Source organism: Halonotius roseus (genome assembly GCF_006861655.1).
GTDB classification, from domain to species: domain Archaea; phylum Halobacteriota; class Halobacteria; order Halobacteriales; family Haloferacaceae; genus Halonotius; species Halonotius roseus.
In genome coordinates, this window is record NZ_SESI01000002.1 from 245,142 (window position 1) to 262,351 (window position 17,210).

A 17,210-nucleotide genomic window follows, 5' to 3' on the forward strand; every position below is an offset into this window, starting at 1 on the left:
GCGTTGCGGCGACTATTCGACGGTGACGCTCTTTGCGAGATTCCGCGGTTTGTCGATGTTCCGCCCTTTCGACTTGGCGACGTAGTACGCAAACAGCTGCCAGTAGACGTTTGTCACCAGCGGCTCCAACAGACCGATATCGGGCACGGAAAACTGTACGTCGAGATACTCAGTCGAATCGCCCGCGGATGCAGCACCGATGACAGTTGCGCCACGCGCCTGCACCTCCTTGATGTTGTTCAACGTCTCGTCGGCGTTCGATCCTTCGGTTACCACCGCAAGGACGGTCGTTTCCGGCGTCACCAACGCCAGCGGGCCGTGTTTCAGCTCGCCGGCCGGGAACCCCTCAGCGTGGTCATAGGAGATCTCTTTCAGCTTCAGCGCGCCCTCAAGCGAGACCGGATGGCCGAATCGCCGTCCGATAAAGAAGAACGCGTTGCTGTCGCCGTGCTCCTCGGCAACCTCACGGATATAATCCTCGTCATCAAGGATCTGTTGGACAGCTCCCGGAAGTGCTCGAATCGACTCTAGGACGGTCGTCGCCTCAGCCGAGGAAACCGACCCTCGAACCCGCCCGAGATAGACCGCAAACAGCGACAGCGTGGCGACCTGTGAGGCAAACGTCTTCGTCGCCGCGACGCCGATCTCCGGGCCCGCACGGATAAAGAGACTGTCGTCAACTTCTCGTGTGACGGTGCTTCCCAACGTGTTGGTCACCGCAAGCGTCCGCGCGCCGGCCTGCTTGGCTTTTCGAACTGCTGACAGCGTATCAGCGGTCTCGCCGCTTTGTGTGACAGCGACGACGAGTGTCCGCCACGGATCGCGGCCACCATCGAACTCGTACTCACTGGCGACCTCAACGCTGGTGCGCACCTCAGTCACCGACTCCAACAACTCGGCTGCGTACCGCCCCGCGTAGTTTGAGGTGCCACAGGCGATGATCTGGATCTCCTCAACGGAGTTTAGATATGCTTCCTCAAGATCCAGATCCAGATCAACGGTTCCAGCATCGATATCGAACCGCCCCGACAGCGTCTGTCGTAACGCTCGCGGCTGTTCGTGGATCTCCTTGAGCATGTAGTGATCGAAGCCACCCTTCTCAGCCGCATCAGCCTCCCACTCCAGCTGTTCGGTCTCGACGATGATCGGTTCACCGTCACGGTAGATCGTCACCCCGTCGTCGCCGACGACGGCCATGTCGTCGTCTTCGAGATACGTGACCTCACGCGTCTCTTCGAGGAAGGCCGTCACGTCGCTGGCGAGGTAGGTCTCGCCGTCGCCGTGACCAACCACCAGCGGGCTGTCACGCCGAATAGCGAATAGCTCGTCGACACCGGCGATGGCGACGACGATCGCAAAGCTCCCTGCCAGTCGGTCGGCCGCCGTCTGTACCGCCGCCTGTGGCGTCGCCCCGCCGTCAAGTTCCGCGGCGATCAGATGCGGGATCACCTCGGTGTCGGTGTCGCTGGTGAACGTCCGATCGCCAAGCTCCTCCCGGAGCGTCTCGAAGTTCTCAATGATTCCGTTGTGGACGACCGCCACGCGACCACTCTCATCGGTATGCGGGTGGGCATTTGCGTCGGTCGGTGGGCCGTGGGTCGACCACCGTGTGTGGCCGATACCGATCGTCTGTGGAGCGTTCTCGGCAGCCGGGAGAGCCGACCGAAGCGCGTCGACCTCACCCGAACGTTTGTACACCGAGACATCGTCGTCTACTAGGGCGACACCGGCGGAGTCATAGCCGCGGTATTCGAGATTCGACAAGCCGTCCATCAATACGGGTAGTGCAGCATCCTCACCGACGTAGCCGACGATCCCACACATCTTACCCCCTCCTGATCTCGACGCCGTCGGGGATCGTTCCGCTGGCGACCGCACCTTCGCCAACAACAACATCATTGCCGAGAATCCCACCGGGCGCGATAGTGGCCGCGCCACCGACAGCCGCGTTGTCGCCGATCAATCCACCGAAGATAACATCCGAGTGGATCTCGCCGTCGGTGACGACGGTCGCCTCGCCGCCGGCCGCCGTTACGTTCGCACCGACGGTCGCGTTGGCACCGACGATACAGTCGGAAAGAACTGCCCCGGCTTCGACTGTCGCATCCGGGAAGATAACCGAGCGGGTGATCGTCGCGTTAGGCCCGATCCGGGCGTTGGCAGCGACCGTGCTACCGCGGCCGACAACCGTGTTGGCACCGACAGCAGCTGTAGAGGCGAGGTGAGCAGCGGTATCGATCTGTGCACCAGCCCCGACTGACCCAGCAGTGTCGCCACCATCCTGATCGAGGAGCTGCCCGGTGACCGAGAGCAGATCCCAGGGGTAGGAGACATCCAACCATCGACCATTGTACCGAACCGGCCGGATCGTTCCGTTCTCAGCGACTCGCGCAAGGACATCAGTAAGCCGATACTCACCGTCAGGGCCGGCAGGCGTTGCGTCGATCACATCGAAGACAGCGGGGGTGAATCCATACACCCCAGCGTTGATAATATTCGAGGCGAGTTCGTCGCGTGGTTTTTCGATGATATCGACGATCTCATCGCCCGAGAGCGTCACGACCCCATAGGCCTCGGATTCCGGAACCCGTGTGACGGCCATCGCGGCATCCGTCTCACCATCCATGGCCGCATGAACGTCAGCAACGGCGTCGGAGCCGATGATCCGGTCGCCGTTGAGTACGAGGAAATCACCGTCAACGTGCGATTCAGCCTGCTGTACCGCATGCGCGGTGCCCAATTGGTTCTCTTGGACGGCGTACTCGATCGAGACATCCCAGTCGTCACCGTTGCCGAAATACGTCTGGATACGATCGCGTTCGTAGCCCACAACGAAGACGATCTCTTCGATGCCAGCGTCGATCACGGCCTCCAGCACGTGTTCCAACAGTGGTTTGTTGACTACCGGCAACATCGGCTTCGGCCGCCGGTTGGTCAGCGGCGACAGCCGTTGGCCCTCACCGGCCGCAAGAATCACCGCTGTCGGCGTCGATTGGCTCATACCAACGGATTCGCCGCTGTTTGCTTGAATGCTTTGCCAACGAGTAGCCATCGGTGTCAACGAATCTGTAAATAGCTGGTAACAAACAGACGATCTTGAGACATGTCACCATTGCTCCCACAGGATTTTCACCGGAGGTAATAGACACGGGGGACAATGACAGAGGCCTCCATCGATCAGCCAGACCTCACGTGGGGTGAGAAGCTGTCCGCCCTCCTCCGGGTCGCCCGCTACCGCCCCACATTCACCGCCGGACTGATCCTTCTCGGCGGCTTCGTCGCCGCCCTCGAAGGCGTCGGCCTTGGCTTCATCCATCCGATCATCGAAGTCGCACAGGCAGAGGGCCCCGTTGACGGCGGTGGCCCGGTGTTGGAAACCTTCCTTGCGATCTACGAGTTCCTCGGTGTTCCGTTCGAACTCGGCTTCCTCCTCGTCGGCGTCACCGCGGTGATGACCGTCCGGTACACGCTCTCCTTCATCGTCGCGTGGCTGAAAGCGTGGCTCGCCACGCAGTACGAGACGACACTCCGCACCCGGGCGTTCGACAGCGCGCTCAACGCACGCGTCGGCTACTTCGACGCAGAGGGCTCCGACGACATCCTCAACGCGATCATCACCGAGACCCGGTTTTCCGGCCAAGTGATCGAGAAGGGCGTGGCAACGATGGAGCGACTGTTTCTGGTCGGAATGTACCTCGCTATCATGCTGTATATCACACCGTTGATGACCGGGGTCGCAGTCGGTCTCCTCGGGACGATCACTGTCGTCCTCCGGGTTGGCATCGAGCCCGCTGTCACCGTCGGCACGCGTGTCGCCGAGGCGAACGAACGCGTCCAAACCGCCGTCCAAGCCGGCACACAGGGTATCCGCGACGTGAAACTCTTCAGAATGGCCGACGAGCTGTTCGGAAACTTCCGGTCAGCGATCGATCAGTACGCCGAGGCCGAGGTCGCCATCTCGCGCAACGAGGCGGCGATCACCAACTTCTACCAGCTTGCGGCCGCGGTCACGATCTTCGTGTTGATCTACGTCGGCTTCGTTTTCTCGGGGCTCGAACTTGGCGAACTCGGGATCTTCCTCATCGCCATGTTCCAGCTCGCGCCGCGGGTGAGCACGCTCAACAGCCAACTCTACAGTCTTGAAGGCGCGCTCTCACATCTTGTTCGTACCCACGAGTTCCTCGATCAACTCGACGAGCGACGGGAGTCTGACGGCGATCAGCCTGTGTCGTCGGTCGAAGAGATCGACTTCGACGATGTCGCGTTCAGCTACACCGACGACGAGCGGGTGCTCGATGGCATCTCATTCGACGTTGTTCGCGGCGAGTTTGTCGCCTTCGTTGGCCAGTCCGGCGCGGGAAAGTCAACCATCGTCTCGCTGCTCGCTCGACTCTACCAACCCGACACCGGTGAGATCCGTGCCGACGGCGTCCCGATCAGCGAGTTCGATCTCACACAGTGGCGCGAACGGATCGCTGTCGTCCGCCAACAGCCGTTCATCTTCGACGACACGCTCGAACGCAACGTGACCGTCGGCAACCGCGAGGCGACCCGCGAGGAAGTCGAACGCGTCTGTCGGATCGCCATGGTCGAAGAGTTCCTCGACGACCTGCCGAACGGCTACGAGTCACAACTCGGCGACGACGGCGTTCGGCTCTCCGGCGGCCAACGCCAGCGGATCGCCGTCGCTCGCGCGCTGCTGACCGACGCCGACTTCCTCGTCCTTGACGAGGCGACCAGCGATCTCGATTCGGGGCTCGAATCCGACCTGCAGGCCTCGATCGAATCGATGGATCGAGAGGTCGGCATTATCGCCATCGCACATCGCCTATCGACGGTGCGGAACGCCGACCGGATCTATACCCTTGACGACGGCCAGATCGTCGAGGCAGGTACCCACAACGAGTTGTTGGCGGAAGCAGGGGCCTACGCCGAACTCCACGAGATGCAGTCGAGCACGTGATCACGGTCGGCAATAGAACCGAAGTAGTGATGAACGGCAAACCCGAGAAGTGAGTATGGACGACCAGCGCGTCCTCGTCACCGGCGGGGCGGGGTTTATCGGTTCGAACCTTGCAAACCGGCTGGCCGTCGACAACGACGTGATCGTCGTCGACGATACGTATCTCGGGACGCGGGCAAACCTATCGAAATCCGTCGAGTTCGTCGAGGCGTCGATTCTCGACGAGACGTATCCGACCGATGTCGACGTACTGTTCCATCTCGCCGGCTACTCCTCGCGGGACATGCACGAGGACGACCCCCAGCGCGGCTGTCGCGTCAACGTCGAAGGGTTCGTCAATACTGTCGAGCGCGTCCGGAAGGCGGGCTGTGAGACCGCCGTCTACGCCTCGACATCCTCGGTCTACGGAAGTCGCACTGAGCCATCACCGGAGAGCATGGCAGTCAAGGCCCAGACAGCCTACGAAGCCTCGAAACTCGCCCGGGAACGCTACGCCGAGTACTACGCCAACCACTACGGCATGAACATGGCTGGCCTGCGCTTCTTCTCGGTCTATCAGGGCTTCGGTGGCAACGAGGAACACAAAGGCGAGTACGCCAACACGGTCGCCCAGTTCGCCGACGCCATCGCCAACGGCGACGCCCCGGAACTGTTCGGCGACGGCACTCAAACACGGGATTTCACGCACGTCGACGATGTCGCTCGCGCTTGCGAACTCGCCGCCGACCACGAACTAACGGGCGTCTACAACGTCGGAACAGAAAAGGCCTACAGCTTCAACGAGATGGTCGAGATGATCAATGACGCACTCGGCACCGACATCGACCCCAAATACATCGAGTGTCCCTTCGACGGCTACGTCCACGATACAATGGCCGACATCTCGAAGTTCCACGAGGCGACCGGCTGGGAACCACAGATCAGCTTCGAGGAAGGAATCGAGCGCGTTTGTGAACCCTATCTCGCTGACAACGTCGCCTGACGACGGCCGCCTCGCCACCAGAACGGTTTTTGCGCCCCCTCCGAAGAAGCAGCCATGCAGACAGTCGTCCTCGCAGCCGGCCAAGGAACACGGATGCGACCCCTGACCGACGCGACACCGAAACCAATGTTGCCGGCCGCCGGCAGGCCGCTGCTTGAACACACTCTCGACCGCGCGGCCGACGCCGGAGCCAGCCGGTTCGTCGTCGTCGTTGGCTACGAGGCCGACCAAGTCCGCGAGCACTTCGGCGACAGCCACGCTGGCGTCGACATCGAATACGCCGAACAGACCGCCCAGCGCGGCACCGCTGACGCCGTCCGGGCGGCCGCACCCGAACTCGACGACGCCCAGTTCGCCGTCCTCAACGGCGACGCGCTCTACGATCACGACTCGTTGGCGACACTCTACGAGTCCGGCCCCGCCGTCGGTTCCTACCGCGTCGACAACCCCTCGAACTACGGCGTCCTCCAACTCGATTCGGACGACGACACCCGCGTCACTGGCGTGGTTGAAAAGCCAGCCAACCCCGAGTCGAATCTGATCAACACCGGCTCCTATGTCTTCCCGGCGTCGACGACAGAGTATCTCGACGTGTCGACCTCCGAACGCGGCGAGTTGGAACTGACAGACGTACTCGAAACTGTCTGCGGGGAGACGACGGTGACGGCCGTCCCCTTCGACCGCTGGCTGGATGTCGGTCGGCCGTGGGAATTGCTGGCCGCCACCGAGTGGCTCTCGGAGTCGCTATCGACCCGGATCGACGGTACCGTCAGCGACGACGCAACCATCGAGGGCGACATTGTCGTCGAATCCGATGCGACGATCAAAAGCGGCGTCACGATCGAGGGGCCGGCCTACATCGGCGAGGACGCGACCGTCGGTCCGAACGCCTACATCCGCGGGGCGACCGCCGTCGGCGCGAACGCGAAAGTCGGCCACGCCGTCGAGATCAAGAACAGCGTCCTGCTGAGCGATGCCACGGTCGGCCATCTCTCGTATGTCGGCGACAGCATCCTCGGCCGCGGCGTTAATTTCGGCGCAGGGACGACAGTTGCCAACCTCCGGCACGACGACGAACCGGTCGAGATGACGGTCAAAGGCGACCGTGTCTCGACGGGGCGCCGAAAGTTCGGTGTGGTCGTCGGCGACAACGCGAAAACCGGGATCAACACGAGTCTCAACGCTGGCGTCGTGTTGGGAACCGCAGCGACGACGACACCGGGGGAAGTCCTCACGCGCGACCGGTGGGAATGAACGGGACTGCGACCCGGTAGAAGGGTAGCCGAACTACTCGTCGGTGCCCAAAATCACACGGTGGGTCATCGCTTCGGGATCGAGTACCTCGTCGGCTTCGGACTCGGTCAGATACCCTTCCGCGACGGCGACTTGTTTCACTGTCTTCCCTTCTGCGAGGGCCTTTTTCGCCACCTTGCTGGCCTTATCGTAGCCGATGGCCGGGTTGAGCGCGGTCGCCAGTGCCATGCTCTGTTCGACTTGTTCGGCGCAGTGCTCCTCGTTGGCCTCCAGTTTGGCGACGAACCGCTCGGCGAAGACTTCGGAGCCATTGGCGATGAGGTCGGCCGACTGCAGGAAGTTATGCGCCAAGATGGGTTTGTAGAGATTGAGATCGATCTGACCTTCGGCCGCACCCGCCGAGACGGCGGCGTCGTTGCCGACGACCTGTTTGTGGAGTTGATTGACTGCTTCGGCGACAACAGGGTTGATCTTGCCGGGCATGATCGACGAGCCCGGCTGGTTTTCGGGCTGTTCGATCTCGCCGAGACCGTTGCGCGGGCCGGAGGCCAGCAGCCGGAGGTCGTTAGCAATCTTGTTGAGCGAGCCGGCGACCGTCCGGAGCGCGCCGTGGGCCTCGCTCATCGCGTCGTGGGCGGCCTGGGCCTCGAAGTGGTTGTCGGCCTCACGGAACGGCAGGCCGGTTTCCTTGGCGATGTAGTCGGCCGCGCGCTCGGGGAACTCGGGATGCGTGTTGAGTCCAGTGCCGGTGGCCGTCCCACCGAGGGCGAGTTCGGCGAGGTGATCCTGGACGCTCTCGACGCGGTCGACTCCTTTCTCGATCTGGGTGCGATAGCCACCGAACTCCTGGCCGAGTCGAACCGGTGTCGCGTCCTGTAGGTGGGTGCGGCCGGTTTTGACCACGCTGTCGAACTCGTCTTCCTTCGCTGCGAGTTCATCAGCCAGCGTTTCGAGCGCGGGCACCACGTCGTTGGCGACGGCTTCCAGGCTGGCGACGTGCATCGCCGTCGGAATCACGTCGTTACTCGACTGGCCGTAATTGACGTGATCGTTCGGGTGGACGGAGCGGTCGCCGATCTCGTGACCCCTGATCTCGGCGGCGCGGTTGGCGATGACCTCGTTGGCGTTCATATTCGAGGAGGTGCCGGAGCCGGTCTGGAACACGTCGACCGGGAACTGGTCGTCGTGGTCGCCGGCGATGACTTCGTCCGCGGCGTCGACGATTGCGCCAGCGATCTCGTCGTCGACGAGGTCGAGATCGCGGTTGGCCTGCGCCGCGGCCTTCTTCACGATGCCGAGCGCGCGGACGAACCGGCGGCCAAAGGAGATGCCCGAGATGGGGAAGTTCTCGACGGCGCGCTGGGTTTGGGCCCCCCAGTAGGCGTCGGCCGGCACCTGCATCTCACCGAGACTATCGGACTCCGTGCGGTAGTCGTCTGCCATACCCGAGCCAACGGGTGAATCCGGGGTAAAAGCTACTGATTGCCCCTACTCGTCGCGGTTCGCGTTGCTACTCACCGTGTTCCTCGTACTCCTCGGGCGTGTAGGTCGTCAATTCGATGGCGTGGATGTCTGTCGTCATGTGCTCGCCAAGGGCGTCGTAGACCTGCTGGTGTTGATCGACCAGACTCTGATCTTCGAACGCGGGCGAGACGACGACGGCGGCGAAATGGGCATCCTCGAACTCCTCGTCGACGCTACGGGGACGGCTGACGGTTGCCTCACAGTCCTCGATCCCGGCTTCGATGGCGGCCTCGATATCGGCGGCGTCCATACCGACTACCCGGTATCAACCCACAAAAACGCGCGGGCTTCGGGGGCGTCAGCTTGGGATGCAGTATAGCTACGGTCGTGCTCAGATAAACGGACAAATGGGAACCGCTTCGAAAGCCCCGACGCGCTGGAGTCGGGGGGCTCGCTGCGCGCTTCGGGCCTGCGGCCCTGCAGTGCTTGCGTCGCCCGTCTTCCTCCAGCGCGTCGCCCCTTTCAGTCCCGCCCGACCGCGGCTGCCTGACCAGCCGACACGGGTGGGACTGAAAGGGGCCGGCGTCTCGGCGAACCCGGCCGACGTAAGCACCACAGCGAACGCAGTGAGCGAGGAGCGCAGCGAGTCCCGGGAGTTCTGCGAGCTGGGCGGGATCTACGATCCCGCTGGAAGCCGGCCGTAGGCCGGCGACGAAGCGAGCAGAACCTCGAAAGACGAGCGCAAGCGAGTCTTTCGGTGGCCGATCCGCCGGGGGCTTTCGAGATAGTCACAACCCAATCAACCTACTCTAAACAATACCATAGCCGCCCGCGAAAATGATAATTTAGCTCCAGCGGTCGAGACCAGTCTGGACGACCGCCGACTCGATCCGCTCGAAGCCGCGTTCGACCTCGTCGGCGTCGACTTCCCACTGCTCGGTGACGTAGGCGCGAGCGGCGTCAAGATCCGGGTCAATGTCGCTGTCGATCTCGTAGTCGTCGGTGACCGGCGGATCGAAGAACAACTCCCGAATGCGGTCGGCGAACTCGATATGCGCGCCACGGGCGTCGAGCACGCCGAAGAGGTCGCCGTGTTCTTTGATCAACTTCACGCCGGTCTTGGGGCCGATCCCACTGATCCCCTCGTTGAAATCGGTGCCACAGAGCATCGCCACATCGACCAACTGCTCGTAGGTGAGTCCGTGATTGTCCAGCGTCGCCTGCAACTCCATCAACTCGGGATCGCCCTTGCTCGTCAGCTCTCGCAGCGTGCGCGGCGCGCCGAACAGCAGCGTGTCGTAATCCTCGCTGCCGACGTAGTCGGCGTCGCCGATCTTGTTCATATAGGCCGCTTGGGCCTCGCCCTCAGCAGGCGCGTCGATGTAGGGCACGTCGAGGAGTGCGAGCAGATCGCGGGTCGTCTCCTGAATCGTCTCGGTGAGTTGAACAGTACGAGCAGACAGCCGCGCGGCTTCGACGCTGTCGCCGGCGGCCTCGGCCTCAGCAAGCCGTTCTTCGGCCCGCTCGCGTTGCTCGCGACGTTTTGCGACTTCGTCGTCTTTCAGGTCGGTGACGCCGCCGTCGAACACGAAGATCGGCGTCAGATCGTGTTCGAAGAATTTTGGAAGGCCTTGGACGACGCCGATCAGGTTGGCGACCTCGGTGCCGTCGTCAGTCGTGTAGATCGCGTCGTCAGTCCATTTGACCGTCGTCGTCAGATACCGATACAGCCAGTTGTGGGCGTCGACGGCGACGGTGCTACCCGCGATCTCCTCGAAGGAACACGTCGAGAGGGCGGCCAGCGAGCGCAGATCCGCGTTTCCCATACCGGCCAGTGGCGCGCCGGTGGCTTGAAACTCCCGAGTCGATCTACAGCAGGTAGCTACTGATCGTCAGCAGTCGACAACAACGCTGGCGGCGTGACATCGATATGCTCGGCGAGGAACTCGGTTTCAGCCGTCGAGAGCCCCGTCCGCCCGCGGAACACATCAAGTCCGCGCTGGTAGCCCGATTGGGACGCCACGGCCGGCGTGCTGATCGGCCGGTCGAGAACGAGTTCGGCCAGTCCGGTCTCCCGATCAGTGTACGTGAAGCCGGCCTTGTAGAGCGCGTGATACGAGAAGGCGTTGTTGACCGCGATGGCGATGCGGTCGTAGCCAGCCGCGGCCGCCCGCGAGGTCAGAAACGCGACGAGTTTCGGCCCGAGTTGCTGGCCGTCACCGCGAAGGTCGTCACGGACTGTGAGATACCGAATTTTCAGCGTCGACGGCTCGGTTCGATCCGGGCTGAACGCGATAGCGGCGAGGATATCGTCGGCGAAATCGCTCTCGGCGACGCCGTCAGGCAGCGACGCCAGCGAGTCCGTGTCGTCGCTTTCGGCGTCGGTACTGCTGTCGCCGGCCGCGGTCGCGCTCCCTGCAGCGTCGCCGCGGATCACCGCGACGCCAGTCCCGCCGGTGACGAACTTCCCGGCGTAGCTGAACCGTCGGTAATCGAGCCGCAGCGTGGGATCAGCCTCGGCCCAGCCCAGCAGCGCGAACTCCATACACCGAGGTAGCGGCGGCACCGACAAGAGTGCTTTTGCCGACGGCCGTCGAGGACGACGTATGCACGGCGTCGGCGACGGCCGGTTTTTCGACCGGTTCGCGCGACTCTACGATTGGGTGATGCCAGCAGCCGACCGGCAGTCACTGGCGGCAGCCCTCGCGCGGGCCGACGGCGACATCGACCGCGTGCTCGATCTCGGCGGCGGCACCGGCCGAGCGAGCATCGCGGTCGACGCGGGCGAGCGAACTGTTGTCGACGTTTCCCGCCCCATGCTGACGCGTGCGCGAACCCGAACAGCGAGCGGGCCGGGGCGACCCACCGATCCACCCGGCCCGCTGGGCGCGGTACAGGGCGACGCGGGCCGACTCCCGATCGGCGACGACGCGGTCGACGCTGCGATCATCGTCGACGCGTTTCACCACATGCCACAGCAAGCAGCGGTTGTCGCCGAAGCGAATCGCGTGATTCGTCCGGGTGGCGTCCTCGTCGTTCGGGAGTTCAATCCGAGCCACCCGCTGGGCTGGCTACTGGTTCGCGCCGAACACGCGATCGGCATGAAATCGACGTTTTACACGCCGGCGGATCTCGCCGACTTGCTCACGGACACCGGTTTTTCAGTCGACGTGCTCGACGCCGGCTTCGAGTATACCGTGGTCGGAACGAACCGCTGAGCCGTTGGGACGAATCGCTGAACGTTTTACCCCCCAGTCGAAGGATGGGGTATGCTCAACGACCGCGTCGATACGGCCGGCCTCCCGCTGGCCGTCGGGGATCTGCTGGCGATCCTCGGCGTGTTGACAATCGGCATGATACAGCACAGTACGCTGACGCCCGGCCGCGCGCCCGGTGTCTACGCGCCGTTCGTGATCGGCTGGCTCGTGGGTGCCGTCGTGATCGGGGCGTACTCGGCGGGAGCCGGCGAGTCAGCGAAGGCGGCGATTCCGCTGGGGATTCGGGCGTGGGTTGTCGCCGCGTTGATCGGCTTCGGCCTGCGGGCGACACCAGTTTTCCCCGGCGATCTCGCGGTCGCGTTCGTAGCGATCACGCTTGTGCTCACCGGCGGGCTGATCGCCGGCTTCCGGTGGCTCTTTTTCAAAATCGTCGGTTGAGAACCCACGACCGTTTCTATTCCATTCGATACCCTTCGACCGTCCGGCGCGCATAGAGGAACGAAAACAGGCCGAAGGCGACGCCAAGCACCGCCGTTATGACGATCCCAACGCCGCCGAAGACGACCCGCGAGATGCCGAGCGTGTCGGCAACGAGGTGGGCGATGAAACCGGTGTGGGTGAGCAACAGCGGGAGGGCGACGATAGAAACGATCAGCGAGTAGATGACGAACGCGACCGTACTCGGAATGATTGCCTTCCGGCTTCGGGAGACGCTGACGGCCTCGTGTCGCGGGAACGCCGCGCCGATCCCCGTCGCTATCGGGCCGGCACAGCCCGCGGCGACGACCGTCCCGACGGTCAGCGTGGCGACCGTCGTGAGCGACTGCGGGCCCAGAACCCCGAGTACGGCGACCGCAAGAGCCGTCGCGGGAAGGCCGACGAGCGCGCCCGCGGCGATGTGACCGCCGACAAGTGCGCGAGCCGGGCTGGGGCTCAACACTGTCGCGGGCAACACCGCACCCTCGTTGCCAACGATATTGAGCGTAAACAACACGCCCGTGATCCACACGCCACAGAACGCCACCAACACCGGGAACGATCCGGCGACGCTGCCGGTCTGGACGGTTTCCATGATCGGCGTCACCAACACGAACACCGGGTAGATCGCATACGATAGCGAGATCGGCGACCGGCGGGCCCGCGTCCAGTCGACGGCGACGACGCCGGCAATCGGCTGGGGGAGCCAACTGAGCGACCGACCGCCGGTCGCATCGGTCGGCGTCGCCGTCGATTTGGTCGTTTCGAGCCCGTCGGCATACCAGAGCCAGCCCGCCAGCCGTGTCAACACGGGCGCGCTGACGGCGAGACCGACGACGGCGACGACAAATCCGCCGGCGACGCGGACAAGCGAGGCCTCGACACCGGCAACAAGGAGGGGAGCCTCACCAACCCAGCCGATCGGTGTCGGCGCGACAACGTCGAGCAGCGGCGCGAGCACATCGCTTGTCGAATTCGAGAACAGCACGGCGAAATACGCCAGAAAGCCGGCGACGAAAACGAGGGTTCGGAGCCGGTAGAGCAGCCGCGAGCGGACACCGCCGTTTTTGATAAGGAGGGCGGCACCGACCCCGGCCAGGAAACCGGTTGTCGCCAGCAACGTGGCCGCCACGAAGAAGACCGGTGCGGCAGCCACCGAGCCGACGCCGACAGCGAAGGCGACCGCCGCCAGCGCGAGAACGAGAACTGTCGGGAGACCAAGCACCGTTGCCTCGGCGGCGAGCACCCCTGCAAACAGCTGGCCGTGAGAGATCGTCGTCAACAGCCCATCGCGGTTGTCGGGATCGAGCAGCGACGTGTAGCCGCGGATCCCACCGAAGACGGCGGCGGCAACCCAGATCCCGACAGCGACCCGTCTGGCGAAATGACCCGGCGTCGACACTTCGCCGGTGAGCGCGCCCCCAGCGAAGTACGCACCGCCGACAAGCACACCCACCGCAGGGAGGAGAAACAGCACCATCAACACGATGCCGATCAGTTGGCTCGGATTGTCCCGCAGCGTCCGCCAGCGGCGGCGGAGCTCGGTGCGACCGATCGTCCGAGTTCGGGCCCACGAAACCGACATCTATCGCTCCGTCGCCGCCGCGTCGGTCTCGCCAGCGACCTCGCCGGCGTTGCTGTCGGCGACGGCGGTCGCCGCTGTCGACGATTCGGTCGTCACCGAAAGGAACACATCCTCCAGCGTCGAATCCGCGCCGGCTTCGGCGGCCGCCGTCAGCTCCGACGGCGCGCCCTCGGCGACGAGCTCGCCCTCGTAGAGCACGCCCACGGTGTCGGCGAGTTCCTCGACGACCGAGAGGATATGCGTCGAGAGAAAGACCGTCTGGCCGTTGTCGGTGAGGTCGTCGATGGCGTTGATGACGGTGCGGGCGGCCCGCGGGTCGAGCCCGCTTGTCGGCTCATCGAGGAAGACGACCGCGGGTTCATGCAGGAGGGCCTGAATGAGGCCGATCTTCTGGCGCATCCCCTTCGAGTAGTCGTCGAGCCGGCGGTCGGCGTCATCGGTGAGATCGAAGCGGTCGAGCCACGTCTCGATCCGATCGGCAGCCGGCTCCGGCGGGAGATCGCGGAGGCGGGCGAAATATCGAAGCTGTTCGCGGCCGGTGAGTTCGTCGAAAACGGGCGGCTCCTCGGGGAGGTAGCCGACGCGGCTGCGGACGCCGTCGCGGTCGCCGACCGACGTACCGAGGATCGCCGCGTCGCCGCTGGTCGGCGTCGTCAGCGTCGTCAACATCCGCATCGTGGTCGTCTTGCCCGCGCCGTTGGGGCCGAGGAAGCCGTAGACCGATCCCTGGTCGACGGTGAGATCGATCCCGTCGACGACAGCGTCGTCGTCGAAGGTTTTGGTCAGCTCGCTGGCGGTGATCGCCGGCTGATCGTTGCTCATGACTGATCAATGGAGAGCGGTGTGGTTGCCAACGAAGGCGTCGATGCTGGACGCTCGGAGGGAGGAGGGCCGGACATGTCGATGGGCGTCTGTTTTGCTGAGTTTCTGATAAACGCTATGATGTGCTGGTTCGGGTCACACGACGGTGCTCCCGGCTGTTGCTTTCTCATACGTTATGACAATGTTTTGTATGGCCAGCAAGAAGTCACGAGAAAACCACGGAAATTTATTAGTGATTTTACCGTAGTGTACGGTAGCTATGGCACAGTACTACGACTATGTGCTCGGTGTGATCCCGTTGGTGTTGGTCGGCGTGACCTCCCTCCTTTCGATCGCCGGCCTCGATCTCACCATGGCGATCCCAGCGGGGGCCGGCGTTGCCGCGCTCATCATCGGCCACGCGCTGTTCGTCAACATGCCGACCCGGCCGACAGCGAACACCGCCGACGCGTCCCAGCGAGCAAACGCCGAATAGCCCGACAATCACCCCGTGTCAACCCTTTTTCAGCCCGCGGCGTAGAGGTCGTTGCATGACCGACACGCTGTTTCTCTCCAGCGACGAGATCGGCGGCCTGGCGACGCCCGCGGAGTACGTCGCCCGCGTCGCCGACGGCTACCGCCAGCGCGGCGCGGGCGCGCCCGCCGAGCCGCGAACCGCGCTGTTCGGCGACGAGCCGCCGGGAATGTTGACGAGCTACAGCGCGATCCTCCCCGAGGACGGCTACATGGGCGGCTACACCTACAGCGCGGGCTTCGGCGCGGGCGACGCGTGGTTCATGACGCCGCTGTTCGATGCTGACAGCGGCGAACCGCTGGCCCTGCTGGACGGCGCGAGCATGAACCCGTTCAAAACCGGTGCGACCGGTGCGGTCGGCGTCGACGCGCTGGCCCGCGAGGATGCCGACACGGTCGCCGTCATCGGCTCCGGCGCGCAGGCTCGCGGCCAGCTCCGCGCGACGGCGACAGTGCGTGAACTCACCGCAGTCGACGTGTTCTCGCCCACCGAGGCTCACCGCGAGGCGTTCGCCGATGAAATGACCGAGACGCTCGATGTCACAGCCGTTGATTCGAGCGCGGCTGCCGTCGACGGCGCGGATATCGTCATCACAGCAACGACCGCCAGCGAACCCGTTTTCGACGGCGACGAGTTGGCCCCCGGCACCCACGTCACCGCGATGGGACAGTACCACCCGAAGAAGCGCGAACTCGACGCAACGACCATCGAGCGGAGCACCTACGTCCCGGATCTCCGCGACCGCGTCATGCAGGACGCTGGCTCGTTCATCCACGCGGTCGAATCGGGTGTCGTCGACGAATCACACATCCACGCCGAACTCGGTGATGTCGTCGCCGGCAACGCTGTGGGCCGGACGAGCGACGACGAGATTACCGTCTTCGACAGCGGCGGGACGGCCATCGAGACGGTCGCCGCAGCGGGCATGCTCTACGAGCGCGCCCGCGAGCAGGGCCTCGGCTCGACAGTTGAGTTCGCACCGGCCAGCGACGCGCTGACCGGGAGGTGAGACGGCGTCAACGACGCTGCGATGCTGCTCGGTCGCCGCGCTATTCCTGATCGGTCGCCCGCGACGATGGTGGCTCGTCGACCGCGAGTTCGCCTGAGAGTTCGTGTTGGGTCGTCGTACTGAGGTCGATACCAGTGTCGTCGAACCGTTCTTTCACGGTGCGAATGTACTCGGAACGGGTCTCCGAAAACTCCTCGCGGTCGGGGTTGTCGATCCAGAACCGGGACTGCAGGAGTACTGCGGAATCGCCGAGTTCGGCGACTCGTACGGAGGGCTCGGGATCGTCGAGGATTTCATCGTGGTCGGCGGCCGCAGCGAGGAGGATTCGCGTGGCTTCGTCGATATCGTCGTCGTAGCCGATCCCGACGGTGTAGGAGATACGCAGCGTCTCGTTGCTCATCCGATTGGTGACCGGCGTCGTCGCCAGCACCGTGTTCGGGACGGTGATCGTCTCGTTGTCGAAGGTGCGAACGCGGGTCACGCGAAAGCCGATGTCGTCGATAAAGCCCGCCTTGTCGTCCCACTCGATCCAGTCATCGATGGTGAAGTTACGATCCTGGACGATGAAGACGCCGGCGACGAAGTTCGAGATCACGTCCTGGGCGGCGAACCCGACCGCCAGCGTCAGCGCGGCGACGATGAGCGCGGAGCCGCCCAACAGCCCGCCGAAGCCGGCCGCCGCCGCGCCGACGGCCAGCGTGGCGACGATGACGCCCACGTGGAGCGTCTTCTGGAGAGCCCGCGTGAGCGTCGGGTCGAGGTCGCGGCGGGCGAACAGCCACGCGACAGCCGGCTCCAGCAGATACCGACCGAGGATGTAGACGACGGCCGAAACGACGAGCAACTCGGCTAGCTGCGCGCCGACGGCGGCATATTTCGGCAGGAGGCTGCTGATTGACTGCGGGAGGCCCATGCCACAACG

Annotated in this window: 17 protein-coding genes; 8 read left to right on the forward strand and 9 right to left on the reverse strand. The window is 64.0% G+C overall.

Annotated features, from left to right (window positions below):
- Nucleotides 1-12 precede the first annotated feature (12 nt).
- Complete coding sequence (gene glmS / locus EWF95_RS07245; protein ID WP_142443408.1) at nt 13-1,824, reverse strand: glutamine--fructose-6-phosphate transaminase (isomerizing); 1,812 nt, start codon at nt 1,822-1,824, stop codon at nt 13-15.
- A gap of 1 nt (nt 1,825) precedes the next feature.
- Nucleotides 1,826-3,001 (reverse strand): sugar phosphate nucleotidyltransferase, encoded by a 1,176-nt coding sequence (locus EWF95_RS07250; RefSeq protein WP_142443409.1) that lies wholly within the window; start codon nt 2,999-3,001, stop codon nt 1,826-1,828.
- A 156-nt stretch (nt 3,002-3,157) separates the two neighbouring features.
- On the opposite strand from EWF95_RS07250, the gene EWF95_RS07255 reads away from it, so the two are divergent.
- From EWF95_RS07255 to glmU, 3 genes are read left to right on the forward strand one after another with little or no spacing between them, the layout of a single operon-like run.
- Complete coding sequence (locus EWF95_RS07255; protein WP_142443410.1) at nt 3,158-4,963, forward strand: ABC transporter ATP-binding protein; 1,806 nt, start codon at nt 3,158-3,160, stop codon at nt 4,961-4,963.
- A gap of 55 nt (nt 4,964-5,018) precedes the next feature.
- Nucleotides 5,019-5,945 carry an NAD-dependent epimerase/dehydratase family protein gene (locus EWF95_RS07260; RefSeq protein ID WP_142443411.1) on the forward strand — a complete coding sequence of 309 codons (927 nt, stop codon included), beginning with the start codon at nt 5,019-5,021 and terminating at the stop codon, nt 5,943-5,945.
- A gap of 54 nt (nt 5,946-5,999) precedes the next feature.
- Nucleotides 6,000-7,199, forward strand: coding sequence for a bifunctional sugar-1-phosphate nucleotidylyltransferase/acetyltransferase (gene glmU / locus EWF95_RS07265; protein ID WP_142443412.1), 1,200 nt, complete (start codon nt 6,000-6,002; stop codon nt 7,197-7,199).
- A gap of 33 nt (nt 7,200-7,232) precedes the next feature.
- Here glmU and EWF95_RS07270 read toward each other — a convergent pair whose 3' ends face one another.
- The gene (locus EWF95_RS07270) at nt 7,233-8,642 is read right to left on the reverse strand and encodes a class II fumarate hydratase (protein WP_142443413.1); all 1,410 of its coding nucleotides are present in this window, start codon (nt 8,640-8,642) and stop codon (nt 7,233-7,235) included.
- Nucleotides 8,643-8,709: 67 nt separating this feature from the next.
- A complete protein-coding gene (locus EWF95_RS07275) occupies nt 8,710-8,973 on the reverse strand; it encodes a BolA/IbaG family iron-sulfur metabolism protein (RefSeq protein WP_142443414.1) in 264 nt (87 codons plus the stop codon).
- 97 nt (nt 8,974-9,070) lie between these two features.
- Here EWF95_RS07275 and EWF95_RS07280 point away from each other — a divergent pair, with 97 nt between their 5' ends.
- Complete coding sequence (locus tag EWF95_RS07280) at nt 9,071-9,367, forward strand: hypothetical protein (protein WP_142443415.1); 297 nt, start codon at nt 9,071-9,073, stop codon at nt 9,365-9,367.
- Between the two features lie 141 nt (nt 9,368-9,508).
- On the opposite strand, the gene fen is transcribed toward EWF95_RS07280, so the two are convergent.
- On the reverse strand, nt 9,509-10,489 hold the full coding sequence (gene fen / locus EWF95_RS07285; RefSeq protein WP_142443416.1) for a flap endonuclease-1: 981 nt from the start codon (nt 10,487-10,489) through the stop codon (nt 9,509-9,511).
- Nucleotides 10,490-10,545: 56 nt separating this feature from the next.
- The gene (locus EWF95_RS07290) at nt 10,546-11,208 is read right to left on the reverse strand and encodes a GNAT family N-acetyltransferase (protein WP_142443417.1); all 663 of its coding nucleotides are present in this window, start codon (nt 11,206-11,208) and stop codon (nt 10,546-10,548) included.
- Between the two features lie 61 nt (nt 11,209-11,269).
- On the opposite strand from EWF95_RS07290, the gene EWF95_RS07295 reads away from it, so the two are divergent.
- Together EWF95_RS07295 and EWF95_RS07300 are read left to right on the forward strand one after the other, a co-directional pair.
- Nucleotides 11,270-11,881: a class I SAM-dependent methyltransferase gene (locus EWF95_RS07295; protein WP_142443418.1), complete on the forward strand. Its 612-nt coding sequence runs from the start codon at nt 11,270-11,272 to the stop codon at nt 11,879-11,881.
- Nucleotides 11,882-11,932: 51 nt separating this feature from the next.
- The gene (locus tag EWF95_RS07300; protein ID WP_142443419.1) at nt 11,933-12,319 is read left to right on the forward strand and encodes a DUF3054 domain-containing protein; all 387 of its coding nucleotides are present in this window, start codon (nt 11,933-11,935) and stop codon (nt 12,317-12,319) included.
- A gap of 16 nt (nt 12,320-12,335) precedes the next feature.
- Here EWF95_RS07300 and EWF95_RS07305 read toward each other — a convergent pair whose 3' ends face one another.
- Nucleotides 12,336-13,943, reverse strand: a complete 1,608-nt coding sequence (locus EWF95_RS07305) for a hypothetical protein (protein ID WP_142443420.1) — start codon at nt 13,941-13,943, stop codon at nt 12,336-12,338.
- On the reverse strand, nt 13,944-14,765 hold the full coding sequence (locus EWF95_RS07310) for an ABC transporter ATP-binding protein (RefSeq protein WP_142443421.1): 822 nt from the start codon (nt 14,763-14,765) through the stop codon (nt 13,944-13,946).
- Between the two features lie 259 nt (nt 14,766-15,024).
- Here EWF95_RS07310 and EWF95_RS07315 point away from each other — a divergent pair, with 259 nt between their 5' ends.
- Both EWF95_RS07315 and EWF95_RS07320 read left to right on the forward strand, forming a co-directional pair.
- Complete coding sequence (locus tag EWF95_RS07315; protein ID WP_142443422.1) at nt 15,025-15,240, forward strand: hypothetical protein; 216 nt, start codon at nt 15,025-15,027, stop codon at nt 15,238-15,240.
- A 55-nt stretch (nt 15,241-15,295) separates the two neighbouring features.
- Nucleotides 15,296-16,288 carry an ornithine cyclodeaminase family protein gene (locus EWF95_RS07320; protein ID WP_142443423.1) on the forward strand — a complete coding sequence of 331 codons (993 nt, stop codon included), beginning with the start codon at nt 15,296-15,298 and terminating at the stop codon, nt 16,286-16,288.
- Between the two features lie 40 nt (nt 16,289-16,328).
- On the opposite strand, the gene EWF95_RS07325 is transcribed toward EWF95_RS07320, so the two are convergent.
- Nucleotides 16,329-17,201, reverse strand: coding sequence for a mechanosensitive ion channel family protein (locus tag EWF95_RS07325; protein WP_142443424.1), 873 nt, complete (start codon nt 17,199-17,201; stop codon nt 16,329-16,331).
- Between the last annotated feature and the right edge of the window lie 9 nt (nt 17,202-17,210).